This window comes from Schaalia naturae (assembly GCF_042665795.1).
Taxonomy (GTDB): domain Bacteria; phylum Actinomycetota; class Actinomycetes; order Actinomycetales; family Actinomycetaceae; genus Pauljensenia; species Pauljensenia naturae.
Genome location: NZ_JBHTEF010000001.1, coordinates 2,543,166 through 2,561,164, shown reverse-complemented (window position 1 = coordinate 2,561,164; position 17,999 = coordinate 2,543,166). Strand labels below are relative to the sequence as shown.

General features: G+C 70.8%; 17 protein-coding genes and 2 tRNA genes. 4 read left to right on the top strand and 15 right to left on the bottom strand.

What is annotated here, in order from left to right; all coding sequences use genetic code 11:
* Positions 1–21: 21 nt before the first annotated feature.
* Positions 22–657, bottom strand: coding sequence for a GNAT family N-acetyltransferase (locus ACFQWG_RS11330; protein ID WP_380975383.1), 636 nt, complete (start codon positions 655–657; stop codon positions 22–24).
* A gap of 259 nt (positions 658–916) precedes the next feature.
* Positions 917–1,969, bottom strand: coding sequence for a zinc-binding dehydrogenase (locus ACFQWG_RS11325; protein WP_380975381.1), 1,053 nt, complete (start codon positions 1,967–1,969; stop codon positions 917–919).
* Positions 1,970–2,227: 258 nt separating this feature from the next.
* On the opposite strand from ACFQWG_RS11325, the gene ACFQWG_RS11320 reads away from it, so the two are divergent.
* Positions 2,228–3,049, top strand: coding sequence for a siderophore-interacting protein (locus ACFQWG_RS11320; RefSeq protein WP_380975379.1), 822 nt, complete (start codon positions 2,228–2,230; stop codon positions 3,047–3,049).
* 41 nt (positions 3,050–3,090) lie between these two features.
* Complete coding sequence (locus ACFQWG_RS11315; protein WP_380975377.1) at positions 3,091–3,837, top strand: endonuclease III domain-containing protein; 747 nt, start codon at positions 3,091–3,093, stop codon at positions 3,835–3,837.
* Positions 3,838–3,850: 13 nt separating this feature from the next.
* On the opposite strand, the gene ACFQWG_RS11310 is transcribed toward ACFQWG_RS11315, so the two are convergent.
* Genes ACFQWG_RS11310 through ACFQWG_RS11300 form a run of 3 tightly spaced genes read right to left on the bottom strand, consistent with a single transcriptional unit; the run spans position 3,851 to position 7,399 of the window.
* Positions 3,851–4,600, bottom strand: coding sequence for a succinate dehydrogenase/fumarate reductase iron-sulfur subunit (locus ACFQWG_RS11310; RefSeq protein ID WP_380975375.1), 750 nt, complete (start codon positions 4,598–4,600; stop codon positions 3,851–3,853).
* Between the two features lie 16 nt (positions 4,601–4,616).
* On the bottom strand, positions 4,617–6,689 hold the full coding sequence (locus ACFQWG_RS11305; protein WP_380975373.1) for a fumarate reductase/succinate dehydrogenase flavoprotein subunit: 2,073 nt from the start codon (positions 6,687–6,689) through the stop codon (positions 4,617–4,619).
* The gene (locus ACFQWG_RS11300) at positions 6,689–7,399 is read right to left on the bottom strand and encodes a succinate dehydrogenase cytochrome b subunit (RefSeq protein WP_380975371.1); all 711 of its coding nucleotides are present in this window, start codon (positions 7,397–7,399) and stop codon (positions 6,689–6,691) included. Before ACFQWG_RS11300 ends, ACFQWG_RS11305 begins: the two co-directional genes overlap by 1 nt.
* A 236-nt stretch (positions 7,400–7,635) precedes the next feature.
* Between ACFQWG_RS11300 and ACFQWG_RS11295 the strand changes: the two genes are divergently transcribed.
* Positions 7,636–8,574: an alpha/beta fold hydrolase gene (locus ACFQWG_RS11295; protein ID WP_380975369.1), complete on the top strand. Its 939-nt coding sequence runs from the start codon at positions 7,636–7,638 to the stop codon at positions 8,572–8,574.
* A 21-nt stretch (positions 8,575–8,595) separates the two neighbouring features.
* On the opposite strand, the gene ACFQWG_RS11290 is transcribed toward ACFQWG_RS11295, so the two are convergent.
* The gene (locus ACFQWG_RS11290) at positions 8,596–9,165 is read right to left on the bottom strand and encodes a CDP-alcohol phosphatidyltransferase family protein (RefSeq protein WP_380975367.1); all 570 of its coding nucleotides are present in this window, start codon (positions 9,163–9,165) and stop codon (positions 8,596–8,598) included.
* Between the two features lie 49 nt (positions 9,166–9,214).
* Entirely contained in the window at positions 9,215–9,544 is a 330-nt protein-coding gene (locus ACFQWG_RS11285; protein WP_380975365.1) for a hypothetical protein, read from the bottom strand.
* A 92-nt stretch (positions 9,545–9,636) separates the two neighbouring features.
* Here ACFQWG_RS11285 and ACFQWG_RS11280 point away from each other — a divergent pair, with 92 nt between their 5' ends.
* Complete coding sequence (locus ACFQWG_RS11280; RefSeq protein WP_380975363.1) at positions 9,637–9,936, top strand: hypothetical protein; 300 nt, start codon at positions 9,637–9,639, stop codon at positions 9,934–9,936.
* A 364-nt stretch (positions 9,937–10,300) separates the two neighbouring features.
* On the opposite strand, the gene ACFQWG_RS11275 is transcribed toward ACFQWG_RS11280, so the two are convergent.
* The 8 genes from ACFQWG_RS11275 to recF all read right to left on the bottom strand — a co-directional run bounded on the left by ACFQWG_RS11275 (position 10,301) and on the right by recF (position 17,990).
* Positions 10,301–10,373: transfer RNA gene (locus tag ACFQWG_RS11275), tRNA-Ala, on the bottom strand.
* A 10-nt stretch (positions 10,374–10,383) separates the two neighbouring features.
* Entirely contained in the window at positions 10,384–10,521 is a 138-nt protein-coding gene (locus tag ACFQWG_RS11270; RefSeq protein ID WP_380975361.1) for a DLW-39 family protein, read from the bottom strand.
* 50 nt (positions 10,522–10,571) lie between these two features.
* Positions 10,572–10,648 (bottom strand) — tRNA-Ile (locus ACFQWG_RS11265).
* A gap of 108 nt (positions 10,649–10,756) precedes the next feature.
* The gene (locus ACFQWG_RS11260; RefSeq protein ID WP_380975359.1) at positions 10,757–11,158 is read right to left on the bottom strand and encodes a DUF3566 domain-containing protein; all 402 of its coding nucleotides are present in this window, start codon (positions 11,156–11,158) and stop codon (positions 10,757–10,759) included.
* Positions 11,155–13,707: a DNA gyrase subunit A gene (gene gyrA, locus ACFQWG_RS11255; RefSeq protein WP_380976325.1), complete on the bottom strand. Its 2,553-nt coding sequence runs from the start codon at positions 13,705–13,707 to the stop codon at positions 11,155–11,157. Before gyrA ends, ACFQWG_RS11260 begins: the two co-directional genes overlap by 4 nt.
* Positions 13,708–13,816: 109 nt before the next feature.
* Entirely contained in the window at positions 13,817–15,853 is a 2,037-nt protein-coding gene (gene gyrB, locus ACFQWG_RS11250; RefSeq protein WP_380975357.1) for a DNA topoisomerase (ATP-hydrolyzing) subunit B, read from the bottom strand.
* Positions 15,854–16,093: 240 nt separating this feature from the next.
* Entirely contained in the window at positions 16,094–16,738 is a 645-nt protein-coding gene (locus tag ACFQWG_RS11245) for a DUF721 domain-containing protein (protein WP_380975355.1), read from the bottom strand.
* The gene (gene recF / locus ACFQWG_RS11240) at positions 16,728–17,990 is read right to left on the bottom strand and encodes a DNA replication/repair protein RecF (RefSeq protein ID WP_380975353.1); all 1,263 of its coding nucleotides are present in this window, start codon (positions 17,988–17,990) and stop codon (positions 16,728–16,730) included. Before recF ends, ACFQWG_RS11245 begins: the two co-directional genes overlap by 11 nt.
* Positions 17,991–17,999: the final 9 nt, after the last annotated feature.

The window sequence follows — 17,999 nt, the reverse complement described above, 5'->3', positions numbered from 1 at the left end:
GAGAGGGCGACGCCGCCCTCGTCACTCCCCCAGCGAGACCGTCATGACGACCCGCGAGGCGGTGGGACGGCCGGCCTCGTGGAAACCCACCGAGGCGAGCATCGATGCCGTGCCGACGAACAGATCGTTGGCGCGCGCCCCGGGTCGCGTCTGCGCGTCCACGGGATAGGCCTCCACGATCCGCGCGCCGTGGTCGCGCGCGAAGTCCACGGCCGACCGGGCGAGCTCCCGGGCCACCCCCCGCCTGCGGAACTCGCGGCGGACCACGAAACAGCTGAGGGCCCACACCCCGGGATCGTCGAGCGGAGACGCGCCCGCCGCCCGCACGACCCGCGAGCGCCCAAGCCGCGGCTGAGCGTTGCGAGGCCCGATGCGGCACCATCCCGCGGCCTCCCCATCGACCCGGGCGATGAGGCCCGGCGGGAGCCCGGAGGCGCCGCCGTCCCCATCCTCGACCTCGACGCGCAGGCGGTCGCGGAGCTCGCTGCGTGAGGCCGACCCGAACTCGCGCCCGGTCAGGAGCGGCCATTGGCACCAGCAAGTCGGGCCGTCCCCGCCTCCGCTGAGCGCGTGCTCGACCTCGGGCCACGTCCCGGAACCGGCCGGGAGCACGGAGACGCCGGACGTGGGGGCGGCGACGGCTGCGTCCTGGGTCATGGCGTCGAGGTTACCCCGACCGCGTCCCGCCGACCAGGGTCGGCAGTTCTCCACAGGTCGATGCACAGATGGGGACAACTTACACGGCTGTGGTTCCACAGCGGGTGGACGACAGGGATATGGGGCATGACGCGGAGGAATTCCCCGAGCTGCCGCACCGTGTCCGCGATGTTGTCCACAGGTGGTTCCACACCTGGGGACAGAGTCACAATCCTGTCGTTCCACAGCTGTGCACGGCTGTGGACGCCCGGGCGCCTGGTCAGGACACGACGAGCAGGGACTTGATCACCTCGCGCCGGTCCATCGCGGCGTAGGCGTCGGCGGCCCGCTCCAGGGGGAACGAGGCGGTGAAGACCCGGCCGGGGTGGATCCGGCCGGACAGCACCAGCGGCAGGAGAAGGGGGAGATCGGTGAGGACCGGGGCCATCCCCCCGCCGATGGTCACGTTCGTGTCGAACAGACGACGGACGGGGATGACGCTGCCACCGGCCGGGACACCGACGAATCCGACCCTCCCGCCTCCTCGCACCAGGCCGATGGCCTCGTCCATGGACTCCTGCGTGCCCACGCACTCCAGGGCGGCCTCCGCGCGTTCCCCGTCGAGCAGGGCGCGCAGCGCGGGGACCGCCTCCTCCCCGCGCTGGGGCAGGACATCGGTGGCCCCGAACTCACGGGCCAGGTCGGCGCGGTCACGGTGGCGGCTCATCGCCACGATGCGCGGCGCCCCGAGGATCCGAGCAGAGAGCACGGCCGACAGGCCGACGGCTCCGTCCCCCACGACGACGACGCGGGTGCCCGGCCCGACCCCGGCGCTGACGGCCGCGTGGTATCCCGTGCACAGCACGTCCGACAGGGTGAGCAGGTCCGGCAGGAGCGCGTCGTCGGCATCCTCGGGGACGGCGACCAGGTTGCGGTCGGCCAACGGCACGCGCACGTACTCCCCCTGGGCGCCGTCGAGCAGTTCCCCGTCCGAGTCCTCCGAGGCCCAGAACGACCCGTCCTCGCACGACGACGGGAACCCCGCCCGGCACTCCTGGCATGTGCCGTCGCTCAGGCAGAACGGGGCGATGACCGTCTGACCGGGCCTCACCGAGGAGACCCCCGTTCCGACGCGCTCGACGACGCCGACCAGCTCGTGCCCGATCGGCCGCCCTGGGGGGACGGAGCGGATCCCGCGGTACGTCCACAGGTCCGAGCCGCACACGCAGGCCACCCGGACGCGGACAATGGCGTCTCCGGGTGCCCTCAGCTCAGGATCGGGCCGGTCCTCGACACGGACATCGCGCGGACCGTGGATGGTGACAGCGCGCATGGCGACCTCCTCCTGCTCGGGCAACCGGCCGTTCCCATGCTACGGGCACCGGCCTTGGCCTGCGGGCCAACGGCGGGCCGCAACCATTGTCCACAGGTTCTCCACACAGCGGTCCCCAAGTTGTCCACAGGGTCGTCCACATGCTGGGGAGAACCACGCGGATGTCTTTCCGCAGGTCTGTGATCGCCGGCTGTTTGCCCCGCGGACACCCTTCTCCGCGCCCGCGCCAGGCGCCGACAATGAGGTTAGGCTCCCCTCATGACACGATCCCCCTCCCTGGTCCGCACGAAGGTCCGCCACGAGCTGAGACGCCGTTCCGTCACGGTCACCGCGACCCGCCGCCTCACCCCCGGCATGGTCCGGGTCACCGTCGCGGGGCGCGACCTGGCCGACTTCCAGGCACCGGGACCCGCTGACCATCTCAAGCTGATCCTCCCGGGCGCCGACGGCGAGCCGGTTCTCCGCGACTACACGCCGTCAACCTTCCGGCCCGTCCCCGACGGAACCGCCTCGCCGGCCGAGCCCGGCTCCCCGGCGGTCCAGGGCCTTCCCGAGCTCGACATCGACCTCGTCCTCCATGGGGACGAGGGCCCCGCCTCGGCGTGGGCGCGCCGAGCCGCGCCCGGCGACCGCGTGGAACTGGGCGGCCCGCGCGGATCGTTCCTCCTCGAGCAGGCCGGCGCTTCCGCCGTGCTCATCGCCGACGAGACCGGATTCCCCGCCGTGGCCCGGATGGTCGCCGCCCTTCCCCCCGATGTCGCGGTCACCGTGTTGCTGGCGCCCCTCGATCCCGCCAATGCCGCTTACTTCGACGGCGCCGACGTCCGCGGAGCGGACCTGCGCTGGTTCACCGGCGCGTCGCGCGCCGAGGACCTCGGCATCGCCGTGCGCGCGGTGCCCCAGCGGCCCGGAACATGGTTCTTCCTGGCGGGGGAGACCGGTCTGCTCATCCCCCTGCGCCGCCACCTGCGCCACGAGCGCGGCCTGCCGGCGAGCCAGGTCGTCGCCCAGGGGTACTGGAAGCACGGCGTCGCGGCTCTGGACCACCACGCGCCGCTGGACCCGCAGGATCCGGACTGACCGGATGCGGCCGCCGCACCGCAGTGACGGACAATGGAAGGGTGACCACGCTCCCGCCGCTGTCCCTGGAGGATCTCCCCGGCGCTCTGCGCGGCATCCTGGGACCGCATGAGGACTGGTGGGACGTCGACACCCCCTTCGAGGTGCTCCTCGGCTCGGTCCTGGTGCAGAACACGAGCTGGCGCGGGGTCGAGCGCTCCCTCGCCCGCCTGCGCGAGGCCGGGGTCGCCGCGCCTCCGGACCTCCTGGCCGTGCCGACGACGGACCTCGTCGAGCTCATCCGCCCCACCGGATTCCCCGTCGCCAAGGAACGGGCGCTGCGCGGGCTGTGCGGCTGGTGGACGCGCGAGGTCGGGAGCCCGCCCGGTCCCGGGACCGCGGGGGAGGACGAGGACGGCGTCGGCGGGCGGCGCCTGTTCGCGGCCTCGCCGGTCCTGGCAGGCCGTCCGACGGAGCAGCTGCGCGCCGAGCTGCTGGCCCTGCGCGGCATCGGCCCGGAGACCGCCGATGTGCTCCTGCTCTACCTGCTGGGACGCGGCCGGTTCGTCGCCGACGCCTATGCGCGGCGTCTGTTCGCCCGGCTCGGCCGGGCCGTCCCGCGAGGCTATGACGCCTTCGCCGCGCAGATCCACGCCGAGCTGGAACTCCCACTGGCCGGATGGCAGGAGTTCCACGCGCTCATCGACGACTACGGCAAGCTCCACTGCCGCACCAACGCCGCCTGGGAGGCCGGGCCTCTCTCCCGGTGTCGGCTCAACCCCGGGTCCGCGACAGCCCTCCCGGCGTGAGGGCCGCGTCCGGTCAGGTCCGGGACCGGTGAAGCGCAGCGCCCCACCGTTCACGCCCCACCAGAGCGACCGCCGCCAGGGGCACCTCCTTCGGGCACACCCGCGCGCACTCGCCGTACCCGGAGCAGGGCCCGAACTCCTCGTCGACCACGCGGGCGATCGCCCTCGCCCTCCGGCCCCGCTCCAGCGCCGGGACCGGCATCAGGGCCAGGTGTCCGATGCGCGCCCCCGCGTAGAGAGCGGCCGACCCGTTCGGGCAGGCCGCCACGCATGCGCCGCACCCGATGCACGCGCCCAGGTCGAGCGCCTCTTCCGCGATGCGGTGCCCCACGGGCGTCGCGTCCGCGTCGGGGGCGAGTCCCGTGTCGACGGAGGCGAATCCGCCCGCCAGCGTGATGTCGTCCAGGACGCCGCGGTCGACCACGAGGTCGCGCAGCACGGGGTACAGGCGCGAGCGCAGGGGCTCCAGCCTGATGACGGTCCCGTCGGGGCGCTCGCCGACGCGCTGCTCGCAGGCGGGCAGATGGTCGTGCCACCCGTGGGCCCGTCCGTCCACCGTCAGACCGCAGGCACCGCAGATGCCCTCCCGGCAGTCCGACTCGAAGGCCACGGGCGCCTCGCCGTCGGCGGCGAGCTGCTCGTTGAGGTGGTCGAGCATCTCCAGGACCGACATGTGCGGATCGCAGCCATCGACGTCATAGGCCTCGAACGCCCCCCTGGCCTCCGGTCCCGCCTGGCGCCAGACCTCCAGCCGCAGTCTCATCGACCGTCCCCTCCCCTCACTTGTAGTTCCGCTGGGCGACGCGCACGCTGCGGAAGGTCAGGGGGTCCGCATGATGCGTGCAGGTGATGGTCGCGGGCTCCGCTCCCGGAGCCTCCCATCCCGAGGTCGTCCACGCGGACACCAGCATCCAGCGCTCGTCATCGCGCGCGGCCTCGCCGTCGACCTGGTGCTCAGCGCGGAAGTGGGCGCCGCAGGACTCCTCCCGGTGCCAAGCGTCCACGCAGGCGAGCTCCGCCAGCTCCAGGTAGTCCCCCACCCGGGCCGCCTCGACGAGATCCTGGTTGTACTCGGACTCCGCGCCGCTGACCCGCACGTCCGCGTGGAACGCGGCGCGCAGCTCGGCGATCCGACGGATGCCCGACTCCAGCCCCTCCCGGGTCCTCACGACGCCGCAGGTCTCATAGAGGATCTGCCCGAGACTGCGGTGGAACACCCTGGCGGGGGTCGAGCCGCGCACCGCCAGCAGGGCGCCCATTCGCTCTTCGACGCGGGACAGCGCGTCTCGCACAGCAGGGTCGCCCTCGTCGACGAGGGGGGTCCCCAGCAGTCCCGCCAGATAGTCGGGGACCACGCGAGGGATGGTGAAGGAGCCGTCGACGCAGGCCGCGAGCAGGGAGTTCGCCCCCAGCCGGTTCGCCCCGTGGTAGGCGGCGTTGGCCTCGCCCGCGACGAACAGCCCGGGGATCGTCGACATCAGCCGGTAGTCCACCCACAGGCCGCCCATCGTGAAGTGCGCGCCCGGGGCGATCCTCATCGGCACCTGGTAGGGGTCCTCCCCCGTGGAGTCCCGGTACATCGTGAAGAGGTTGCCGTATCGCTCGGCAAGCGCGTCGCGCCCGAGCCTCTCCAGCGCGTCGCGGAAGTCCAGGTAGACCGAGTTGCGCAGCGGGCCCACGCCGTGGCCGCCGGCGATCTGGGCGGCGGCCGCCCGCGAGGCGATGTCGCGCGGCGTGAGGTTGCCGAAGGCCGGGTAGGCGCGCTCGAGGTAGTAGTCGCGGTCCTCCTCCGGGATCTCGCCCGGCGGGCGGGGATCGTCCGGACTCCTCGGCACCCAGATGCGTCCGTCGTTGCGCAGGGACTCCGACATCAGCGTCGTCTTCGACTGCCACGCGGAGGACACCGGCAGCGCCGTCGGGTGGAACTGGATGAACGAGGGCGAGGCGAAGGCGGCCCCGAGGCGGTGCGCCCGCCATGTCGCCGTGGCGTTCGAGTTCTTCGCGAGCGTCGAGTGGAAGTACAGGTTGCCGAACCCGCCCGTGGCCAGGACGACGGCGTGGGCCCGGTGGACGCGGATCTCGCCGGTCCTCAAGTCCCGGGTCACCACGCCCTGCATGCGCCCGTCGGCCACGACGAAATCGAGGACCTCGTGGCGCACCCACAGCGCGACGTTCCCGGCCGCCACCTGCCGCATGAGGGCGGACGCCGCGGCGACCTCCAGCTGCTGGCCCGTCTGGCCGCGCGAGTAGTAGGTGCGCGACACCTGGACGCCGCCGAAGGAGCGGGTGGACAGGGACCCGCCGTACTCGCGCGCGAAGGGCACGCCCAGCGCGTTCATGTGGTCGATGACGCGGGAGGACTCCTGCCCGAGCCGCCACGCCTCGGACTCCCGCGCGCGGAAGTCCCCGCCCTTGACGGTGTCGCGGACGAAACGGGCGAGCTGGTCGCCGTCCACGCGACGGGCGCGGGCGGCGTTGATCCCTCCCTGGGCCGCCACCGAGTGGGCGCGGCGCGGGGTGTCGTGGGCGGTGATCGCCTCGACGTGGAACCCCAGTTCCGCCAGGGACGAGGCCGCCCCCGCGCCCGCCAGCCCGGTTCCGACGACGACCACCGTGAACCGGCGCCGGTTCGAGGGCGAGACCAGTCGCGCGCCGGCGATGAACTCGTCCCACATCCGCGCGGGCGGCGCGTCAGGCTCATGGGCGGACAGCGCCCCGCCTTCGAGCAGGTCGACGCCCGGGGGCGAGGGGCGGGGGGTCGGCCGCCCCTCGGCGCCCGTGGAACCGGTCGCCGCCCTCCGACGTCCCCCACCGCGCCCGAGAGCCCGCAGGACCCTGTCAAGACCGTCCATCACAGGCCTCCCGTCCATGAGACGATGACGACCGCCGCGTCGCCCACCAGGATCATCACGGCGACGAGGAGACCGACGACGCGGGCGACGGCGCGGCTCCTCGGCCCCGACCCGCCCACGTCCTGCCAGGCCAGGGGCAGCCCATGGGCGAGGTGGACGGCCAGTCCGAACAGCACGATCAGGTAGAACAACGCCATGACCGGCCGTCCGAGGGAGGCCGCGACGTTCGCCGAGGCGTGGAAACCGGGGTCGGGATGCCGGAACGCCGGGGAGGCGACGAGCCTCCCGATCGTGAGATCGAGCAGGTGCACGGCGACGAAGACGAGCAGCAGGATGCCGGTGGGCAGCATGAGCCTGGCCCCCCAGCCGCGCAGACCCATCGCGCGCCTCGACCCGGGGGTCCCGGTCCTGCGTCCCCTCCAGGCGAGCACGAGTGCGCACCATACGTGCGCCACCAGGCAGGCGGCCATGACGATGCGGACGATCCATAGGAGTCCGCCGTGGGGCAGCAGCGGGACGCCGACTTCCCGGAGCCAGGCGGCATAGGTGTCCATCTCGCCCGGATCGATGAGGATCTTGAGATTGCCGAGCATATGGACGAGGACGAACAGGGCCATGACGGTCCCCGTGACCGCCATCGTCGTCTTCATCACCCAGTTGGGCACTCCCACGTGGCGCGCCGGCACGCGGGTCCGGCCGTGGACCTCCATGTCCCACCCCCTTGGCTCCCACCCTAGTGACCGCCCCTCGGAGGCGGGCCCCCTCGGACGCAGGGCCGGGGAGGCGGAACCCGCGCCGAGGACGTCTCCCCGCCGGCGACGGGCCTTGGTCCCATGCGCTCGAGGCCCTCTTCCCCGCCCGCACGGGGCGGGAGCGGCCTATCGTGGGGGACGGCGCCGGACGGCTCCCGCACCGGGGCGGGGCGCGGCGCCGACAGGAGGGCACCATGGCGATCCGAGACATCCAATTCCCCTCGGCCAACGGCCGCGACCAGATCCAGGGATGGATCTACGAGCCGGTCCGCCCCGCGCGGGCCGTCGTCCAGGTGGTCCACGGCCTCGGGGAGCACTCGCGCCGCTATCTGCACATGATCACGCGGCTCCTCGACGCGGGTTTCGTGGTGGCCGCGGACGACCACGCCGGCCACGGCCGCACGGCGGTGGTGTCCGGCGAGTGGGGCGACACGGGGCCCCACGGCGCCGTCGCCGTCGTCGAGGACGAGGCCGCCCTGAGCCGCATGGTCCAGGAGACCCATCCCGACCTCCCGTTCTTCATGTTCGGGCATTCCTGGGGATCGATGATCGCCCGCGGATTCGCCTCCGCCCACGGCGAGGTCCTGTCCGGCCTGGCCCTGTGCGGCGTGGCCTCCCAGATCCGCGGCATCGACGAGGGCGTCGACCGCGCCGCGCTGGACCGCCGCATCGCGGACGAGGGCGGCATGGCGCGCGACGACGGCTTCGTCGACCAGATGTTCGAGGGCTTCACCTCGCGCTACGACCACGTCAACGGCCCGACCGACTGGATCGCGGTCGATCCCGCCGTGGTGCTCGACCATTCGCGCGACCCGTTCAACAACCTCCAGGCGCCGATGACCCTGCGCTTCGTCCGCGACTTCATCGAGCTCTACGATCACGTCACCGCGCCGGAGTGGTACCACGGGGTCGCCTCCGACCTGCCCGTGCTCATCATGAGCGGGGACATGGACCCGGTCGCGAACTACGGCGAGGGCGCGTACCACGTGGCCAACGAGCTCCAGCTGTCGGGGCACCGCGACGTGCGCACCCGGATCTGGACCGGCTACCGCCACGAGATCCACAACGACCCCGACACCCGGGAGGAGGTCGAGCGGGAACTCGTCGATTTCATCGCGCGCCATCTGGCATAGACGCCCGGAGCCGCGCTTCCCTCAGGCGGAGCGCACCATCGCCCGGAAGTACCCGAGACCGGCCACCGCATGGGCGACGGCTCCGGTGGCGCACAGGATGCGGCCGATGACCGCCGCCGCCCGCCAGCCGGGGACGAGCCCGAGACCCGTGGCGACAAAACCCGCCATGAGCAGCGCTGTGCGGACCTTGCCGAGGGGAGTGACCGGTGGGTGCTGGGCCGGACGGACGATGAGGAAGGTGACCGCCAGGCACAGGTCGACCGCCACGATGACGACGACGATCCATGCGGCGAGGCGACCGCCGAGGACGAGCGCCATCGCGACCACCCCGGCTCCCAGGCGGTCGGCGATCGGGTCGATGAGCGCTCCGATCGCGCTCTCCTGGCCCATCCGGCGCGCGAGGAAGCCGTCAACCCAATCGGTGAGCCCGAAGACGGTGAGGAGGATCAGCGCCGTCGTGGCGTGGTCGCCGGAGATCAGCAGCCAGGCGACCGGGATGATGAGGAGGAATCGGGCCAGTGTGACGATGTTGGGGATCGTCAGCCAGTCACGCCAGGTCAGGCTGGACAGCGACAATCCATCGATCCTCACCTGGCGTCTCCTCCCGTTGCTGGGACCCATTATGGCGGCGCGGTGCCGATCACCGCCACGGCCACCTCGAGGCGGCCAGGCTGACGGTCTTCAAGACCGGGCAGGTCGTGGCCGAGGACACCGGCACACAGTCTGATGATCGAGTGCTGGTGCCCGCGACCACGGCCACCCGGCCCGCGCTCCGGTAACCGTCGGTGGAGGAGAAGCGCTCGCGCAAGTCCGGCGATAGATCGTGTTTCTTCAAGATCCTGTGCTCTAGATTGAGGAACCACCATGCCTCATGCGTTGAGCGGTTTTCGATGACGACGAAGGTCTCGACCTTCCCGCAGTTGATGGTGATCAGTCGTTGCTCATCCCGCGTCCTGTTCGTTGCTGGCATGGCGGACACCGTCCAGAAGCGGCCGTCAGTGGTCGGGGGCCAGGGGATGACGCGGTCGAGGTCGGTACAGACGCCGGCGAAGACGTCTTCGCATGAGGGACCTCTTTGAGTTTCCGGTACTTGGCGGCGGTGCTGCGGCGGCGCTTGGCCATGAGCATCCGAAGGTCGTCGGGATGGGTCTGCGGTTCTCCGTTGGCCCAGCTGGCCTGGACCTCCTGGTCGATGACCGCGTCGAGCACGGAGTCGCCCCCGGTTCGGGAGACCAAATCGATCTTGCGCAAGTGATGTCCGGCGTCGCGCTGGTTCTGGATCATCTGCCGCTCGGCCTCGTCGAGGCGTGCAACGGGGACGGCATGGAACTGGATGGCGACGATGTCGGGATGGTGGCGTGAGTGATCGGCGAAGCGGCGCACGACATCGCGGCTCTGTCCGACGTGCCGCTCTTCGTTGGAGAACTCGAGGATGCAGATCCCGCATCTGGGTTCGCCGGGTTTGAAATCGACGCTGAGGCTGGTTCCCGTGGCGTCCTCCCAGTATGGCGGACCCGGTGAGGACGCTGAAGGCGTGATTCGCGCGCGTCGAGGGCGCCCGTCGCGAGGTTCGGCGCCGGAATAGACCCGTCAGGGCCCTCATATTGCACTGAACCTCGCTCTCGGCGCTGCCGGTCGCGTCGAACCCGCGTCAGACCAGACCCCCAGACCCACCGTTTAACGGACAGACCCAACCCCGTCAGGAGTTCGACTACGTCTGAAATTGTGGAGCCGACGGGACTCGAACCCGCAACCCCCTGCTTGCAAAGCAGGTGCGCTACCAATTGCGCCACGGCCCCGTGAGTGGCGTCAGTCGGACTCCGGGTCGTCGGTGACGGACCGCCACAGCTGGGCATTGTCGGACAGATCGGCGGCCGCCTGGCGGACGAGCAACCCGGCGAGCACCGCGGCGCCGACCGTCGCAAGGGCCGTGACCCACTTGTTCACTGGTGACCTCCGCTCCCCCACCGCAGCCGACGGTCGTGGCCTCGGGCAGATGGTGGGCCTAGGTGGGCTCGAACCACCGACCTCAGTCTTATCAGGACTGCGCTCTAACCTACTGAGCTATAGGCCCAACCGGCGTCCCAACGGGGCACCGAGCAATGGTACCTGAGCGGCGCTCCGACCGACAAACCGCGACCGGTGACGTGGCGCACGTCGGGAACCACTGTGACCATGGGACTCACTCGTCCATCAGCGAGACCCGGACGCCGCCCACCAGGGCAGCCACCACGTTGTACAGCAATGCCCCCAGCGTCGAGATCGCGGTGAGCAGCACGACGTTGACCACTGCGACGATCGTCGCGTAGGACATCATCTTCGGCAGGCGGACATAGTCGAGCAGCGCGATGAAGCGGTCCGCGGACAGGGTCTCCAGGAACTCCTGCAGGTCCGAGAAGACGTGCATCCCGTCCAGCATCGTCCACACGACGAAAGCCGCGATGACGGTGGCGATGCCCAGCGCCACCGACAGCAGGAAGCTGACCTTCATGACGGTCCAAGCATCGACGCGCGCGACCGCCAGATCGACGCGCCTCAGCGCCCCGGCGTCGGCGCCTGTCCCCACCTCGGTGCGCTCGCTCATTGGTCACCTTCCTGTGCGCTGTCCTCCTCAGACGCTACCGTGTCCGCCCCGGCCGCGTCTGGTTCTCCGGCGGCGTCGGCCCCCTCCTCCGCCAGCTCGCGCTCGGGGTTCGGCGTGACCGCGATGATGCGGTCGTCCTGGTCGGGCCGGGCGAAGATGACGCCCATCGTGTTGCGCCCCGTCTCCCGGACATCGGAGGCGCTGACGCGAACCAGCTTGCCCGACTCCGTGATGACCATGACGTCCTCCTCGGGATCGACCACCAGGGCGCCGGCCAGCGCGCCCCGCTCTTCCACGAGCTTGCCCGCGCGCACGCCCAGGGTCGCGCGCCCCTTGGTGGGGTACTCCTCGATCGGCGTGCGCTTCGCGTAGCCGCCCTCGGTGACGATGAGCAGGTCCGTGCCCGGACGGACGACCTCCATGCCCAGCAGCTCGTCGCCGGGACGGAACCTCATGCCCTTGACGCCCGAGGTGCCCCGGCCCATGGGGCGCAACTGCTCGTCGGAGGCGGTGAAACGCACGGCCTGGCCCTCCCGGGAGACCAGCAGCAGGTCGTCCTCGGCATTGACGATCTGGGCGGAGACCAACCGGTCCGGTTCGCCGGCCTCGTCCTCGCGCAGGTTGATCGCGATGATGCCGCCGGTGCGTGCCGTGTCGTACTCCGCCAGGCGCGTCTTCTTCACCAGCCCGGAGCGGGTGGCCAGCACCAGGTAATCACCCTGCTGGAAGTCCTCGATCGCCAGCACCTGGGCGATCGTCTCCTCCGGCTGGAAGGCGAGCAGGTTCGCGACGTGCTGGCCCTTCGCGTCGCGCCCGCCCTCGGGGATCTCGTAGGCGCGGGCCCGGTAGACGCGGCCCAGGTTCGTGAAGAACAGCAGCGTGTGGTGGGTCGTGGTGACGAAGAAATGGGCGACCACGTCGTCCCCGCGCAGCTGCGTGCCGCGCACCCCCTTGCCGCCGCGCCGCTGGGAGCGGTACAGGTCGGTGCGGGTCCGCTTGGCGAAGCCGTCGCGGGTGATGGTGACGACGACGTCCTCCTGCGGGATGAGATCCTCGATCGCCATCTCGCCGCCGTAGGGCAGGATGCGCGTGCGGCGCTCGTCGCCGTACTTGTCCACCAGCTCCGACAGCTCTTGGGAGACGATCGAACGCTGGCGGGCCGGAGTGGCCAGGATGTCCTCGAGGTCCGCGACCCGTGTGCGCAGCGCGGCGTCCTCGTCCAGGATCTTCTGCCGTTCCAGTGCGGCGAGGCGACGCAACTGCAGGGCCAGGATCGCGTCAGCCTGGACTTCGTCGATGCGCAGCAGCCCCATCAGCCCTGTGCGCGCGTCGTCGGCCGTCGGGGAGCGGCGGATGAGGGCGATGACGGCGTCGAGGTTCTCCAGGGCCCGGAGGTAGCCGTCCAGGATGTGCAGGCGTTCGCGCGCCTTGGCCAGGCGGAACTCCGTGCGCCGGCGGATGACCTCGATCTGATGGCGGATCCAGTAGCGGACGAATCCGTCCAGGCTCAGCGTGCGCGGCACCCCGTCGACGAGGGCGAGCATGTTCGCCGGGAACGAGTCCTGCAACTGCGTGCGCTTGTAGAGGTTGTTGAGGACGACCTTGGGCACCGCGTCGCGCTTGAGGACGATGACGAGGCGCTGGCCGTGGCGGCCCGAGGACTCGTCGCGCATGTCCGCGATGCCCTGGACCTGGCCCGACTTCACCAGGTCCGCGATCTTCGCGACCAGATTGTCGGGGTTGACCTGGTAGGGGAGCTCCTTGACCACCAGGCACTGGCGCCCGTGGATCTCCTCCACGTCGACGACGGCGCGCTGGATGATGGATCCGCGGCCCGTCCGGTAGGCGTCCTCGATCCCGCGGCGCCCCATGATCGTGGCGCCCGTGGGGAAGTCCGGCCCCTTGATGCGCTGCATGAGGGCTTCGAGGAGCTCCTCCCGGGTCGCCTCCGGGTGGTCCAGGGCCCATTGGACGCCGTCGGCGACCTCGCGGAGGTTGTGCGGCGGGATGCGGGTCGCCATCCCGACCGCGATCCCCTCCGACCCGTTGACCAGCAGGTTCGGGAAACGAGCGGGAAGAACCGTCGGTTCCTGGGCGCGGCCGTCGTAGTTGTCCTGGAAATCGACAGTGTCCTCGTCGATATCACGGACCATCTCCATGGCCAGGGGCGCCATCTTGCACTCGGTGTACCGCGGCGCCGCGGGCCCGAGGTTGCCCGGGGACCCGAAGTTCCCCTGCCCCGCCACCAGCGGATAGCGCATCGACCACGACTGCACCAGCCGCGCCAGGGCGTCGTACACCGAGGCGTCGCCATGGGGGTGGTAGTGGGCCAGCACGTCGCCGACGACGCGCATGCACTTGTAGAAACCCGAGTTGGGCCGGTACCCGCCGTCATACATCGCGTAGAGGATGCGCCGGTGCACGGGCTTGAGGCCGTCGCGCACATCAGGGAGTGCGCGGCTGACGATGACCGACATCGCGTAGTCCAGGTAGGACCGCTGCATCTCCAGTTCGAGGTCGACCTGGTCGATGCGCCCCTGCGCGGGCATCGCCGAGGGCGCCTCCCCTGGCTGGGTCACGGCATCGGCTGACGTCGCGTCATCGGTGGGTTCGGTGGGCTGGTCGCTCACAGGCTGTTCTCCTCTGTGTCCCTGACGCTCACGCGTCGATGAAGCGGGCGTCCTGCGCGTTGCGCTGGATGAAAGCCCGCCGCGACTCCACGTCGTCGCCCATCAGCATGCTGAAGACCTCGTCGGCCGCCGCCGCCTCGCCGAGCTCGACCTGCTTGAGGATGCGGTGGTCGGGATCCATCGTGGTCTCCCACAGCTCCTGGTCGTTCATCTCACCGAGGCCCTTGTACCGCTGGATGGGGCCCTCCTTGGGCAGCCGCCAGCCGGTCTGCGATCCCGTCGCGAGCAGCCTGTTGCGCTCGTTGTCGGAATACGCGAACTGGTGGGGGGCGTTCGACCACTTCAGCCGGTACAGCGGCGGGGTGGCCAGGTAGACGTGGCCCTGCTCGACCAGGGGCGTCATGTACCGGTAGAGGAACGTCAGCAGCAGGGTCGCGATGTGCTGTCCGTCGACGTCCGCATCGGCCATGAGGATGATCTTGTTGTAGCGCAGCTTCCCGATGTCGAACTCCTCGCCGATGCCGGTGCCCAGCGCCGAGATCAGGGCCATGATCGTGTCGGAGTTCAGCGCGCGGTCCAGGCGCGCCTTCTCGACGTTGAGGATCTTCCCGCGCAGCGGCAGGATCGCCTGATGCTCCGGGTCGCGGCCCTGGACCGCCGAGCCGCCGGCGGAGTCGCCCTCGACGATGAAGATCTCGCACACCGAGGCGTCGCGGGAGCTGCAGTCGCGCAGCTTCGTGGGCATCGACACGGTGTCGAGCGCGGTCTTGCGCCGGGTGGCCTCACGCGCCTTGCGGGCCGCCACACGCGCCATCTGCGCCTGCTGGCCCTTCTGGATGATCGCGCGCGCATCGGCGGGATGGGCATCGAACCAGTCGCTGAGCTGTTGGTAGACGGTGGACTGGACGAAGGTCTTCGCCTCGGTGTTGCCCAGCTTCGTCTTCGTCTGCCCCTCGAACTGCGGTTCCGTCAGCTTGATCGAGATGACGGCCGTGAGCCCCTCTCGGACGTCGTCGCCCGAGAGGTTATCGTCCTTGTCCTTGAGCAGGCCCTTGTCGCGGGCGTACCGGTTGAGCACCGTCGTCAGCGCCGTCCGGAAGCCCTCCTCGTGGGTGCCGCCCTCCGTCGTGTTGATCGTGTTCGCGAAGGCGTGGACGGAGGAGGTGTAGGCCGTCGTCCACTGCATCGCGATCTCGACCGACATCGTGCCCTCGTCGTTCTCGGTCTCGAAGTCGATGATCTCGGAGTTGATGACCTCCGTCTTCTTCGTGGAGTCCAGGAAGGCCACGTAGTCGCGCAGGCCGTGCTCGTACATGTAGGACACGCGCCGGAACCCGGGAACCGGGTCGTCGCTGGTGCCCTCCGCGTCGCCGGTGATCTCGTCGCCGTCATCCTGGACGCCGGGTCGCTCATCGGTCAGCGTGATCCGCAGCCCCTTGTTGAGGAAGGCGTACTGCTGGAGACGCTGGCGCAGGGTCTCGAAGTTGAACTCGACCGTCTCGAAGATCTCGGGATCCGGGTAGAAGGTCTGGGTCGTGCCCGTCTCCTCCGTCTCCTCCCCCATGATCAGGGGCGTGATGGGGTTCCCCCCGTTCGCGAAGGACATCCGCCACACGTGGCCCTGTCGGCGCACCTCGGTGTCCACGCGCGTGGACAGGGCGTTGACCACCGAGATCCCGACGCCGTGCAGGCCGCCGGAGACCGCGTACCCGCCGCCTCCGAACTTGCCGCCGGCGTGGAGGATCGTCATGACGACCTCGACGGTGGGCCGGTGCTCGGTGGGGTGCTCGTCCACGGGGATGCCGCGGCCGTCGTCGACGACCCGCAGCCCTCCGTCGGCCTGGATGGTCACCTCGATATGCGTCGCGCATCCGGCCAGGGCCTCGTCCACCGAGTTGTCGACGACCTCGTAGACCAGGTGGTGCAGCCCCCTCTCCCCCGTCGACCCGATGTACATGCCGGGCCGTTTGCGCACGGCCTCAAGCCCCTCGAGGACCGTGATGTCGGAGGCGCCGTAGGTCCCCTCGCCGTCCCCATCCTGGTATGGCTCAGTTGTCTCAGCCACTCATCGGCTCCCCTCGTCAAGCGCGCGCGTCAGGTGCACAGACGCCCTGACCATGTATCAGCGCAGTGCCCTCGAACGGGGCGGTGAACCCGCATCCCGCCTGTGAAAACTCTGGCTCCCATCCTACCAAGAACGGGTCTGGGACCCCGCCTTCCAGAGCCCGGCGGGCATCCGGGGGAATCGGTCCTGACCTGCATCCACTCGGCTGTGACCAGATGCACGCCCCGACCGGGGCGATATTTACCCGTAGGTGTCGCGCGGCCCCCTGCCCGGCACCGAGTACCGGCCCCTCCTCCACGAGGGCGCCGCCGGGCCGCGGACCACCACCTGGGTGACCACTCCGGGGCCGACCTCCTCGTCGATGCGCCGCTCGATATGGGGCAGCAGGAGCTGCAGCTGCTTCGCCCAAGCCGTCGAGGAGCACCTCACGATGAGCCGGTGGTCTTCGAATGTCTCGACGCGGCAATGCTCCGACAGGTTCGTCCCCACGATGACCGGCCACCTGGCCATCACCGATCCCATAGCGGCCGGACCCTCCCAGCCCCGTTGACGGCTGACGTGGCCGATCACCGCTCCCAGGGGGGCAGGCTCCTCCCACTGGGTGCGCGCGGCAGCCATGCCCGGCGCCCTCGTCCATCGCGCCGCCATCCTCGACAGGCGCGCGCCCACGGCTCCGCGGGCCGCCCGCCGGGATGCCCACCCGGACGCCCTCGGCACGCCCAGGCGCGCCTCCCGCATGCGTTGCAGGGCCGCGTCGGCCACGGCACGCAGGTCCGCCTCCGTGGGGCCCTCCCCCGCCGACGAGGCCGTCCCCGCCCGGCCGGCGGCCCCGGCCGGATCCTCCTCCCGGTTCCCGGAGGGCTTCCCGTCATTCTCAGCTCTCATCTCCGACCTCCCCCTCGACATCGGCTCGCACGTCCCGCTGCGATGAAACCACGGATCCGTTGCCCGCCTCCCAGCTCACGTCCAGACGATGCCCCCGCAGCGCCTCGGGCACATCCTCTGCCACGGCGGCCGTCACCAGGACCTGGTCGGCCCCCGCAACCATCTCCGCCAGACCGCGCCGTCGGGCGGTGTCGAGCTCGGAGAAGACATCGTCGAGGATGAGGATCGGCTCCTCCCCCTGGTCTTCCAGCACGGAGAAGGCGGCCAGACGGGCGGCCAACGCCACCGACCAGGTCTCCCCGTGGCTGGCGTACCCCTTGACGGGCATGCCGCCGAGCCCCAGGTCCAGGTCGTCGCGGTGCGCCCCCACCAGGTTGACGCCGCGTTCGGCCTCACGGCCGCGCTGGTCCTCCAGCACCTGGAGCAGACGCGCGGCCTGGCCGTCGACGTCCTGGGGGTCCCCTCCCGCTCCGGAGCCGTCGACCCGGTCCACGGAGGCGTCGAGCCGCATCGTCAGGGCCTTCGGCGAATCGGAGACGCGCAGATACGCCCGGGCCGCGGGCCCTGCGATGAGATCGACGACCTCTGCCCGGGCCGCCGTCATCCGGGAGGACAGTTGGGCGAACTGCTCGTCCCACACGTCCAAGGTCGACAGGTCGGGCGCGCGGCCCCTCCGGATCTGGTGCGAGGCCTGCCGCATGAGCGCCCCGCGCTGACGCGCCACACGGTCGAAGTCGGCGCGGACCACGGACAACGTGGGATGCAGCTGCGTGGCCAGATCGTCGAGGAACTGGCGGCGCGCCGCCGGGTCGCCGCGCACCAGCTGGATGTCCTCCGGGGCGAACACGACGGTACGGACCATTCCGACGATGTCGCGCGGGCGCACGGTCGTGCGGTTCAGGCGCGCGCGGTTGGCACGCCCGCGGACGATCTCAAGCTCGAGGACCTGCTCCCGCGCGGGCGCACCCGGAGGGCCCTCCCCCACCCGGGCACGCTCCCGGGTGACCAGCTTGACCCGGATGACGGCCCCGCCGGGGGCCTGGTCGGGGGGGACGTCGGGGTCGGCGCGCACCATTGCGCCCTCGGCGGCCACCCGATGGGAGGTGAAGGCGGAGAGATAGGCGATCGCCTCGACCAGGTTCGTCTTCCCCTGGCCGTTGGGTCCCACGAGGACCGTCGTCCCGGCAGGCAGCTCGATGACCGCGTGACGGTAGGAGCGGAAGTCATCGAGCGCCACGTGTGAGACACGCACGCGATGGCC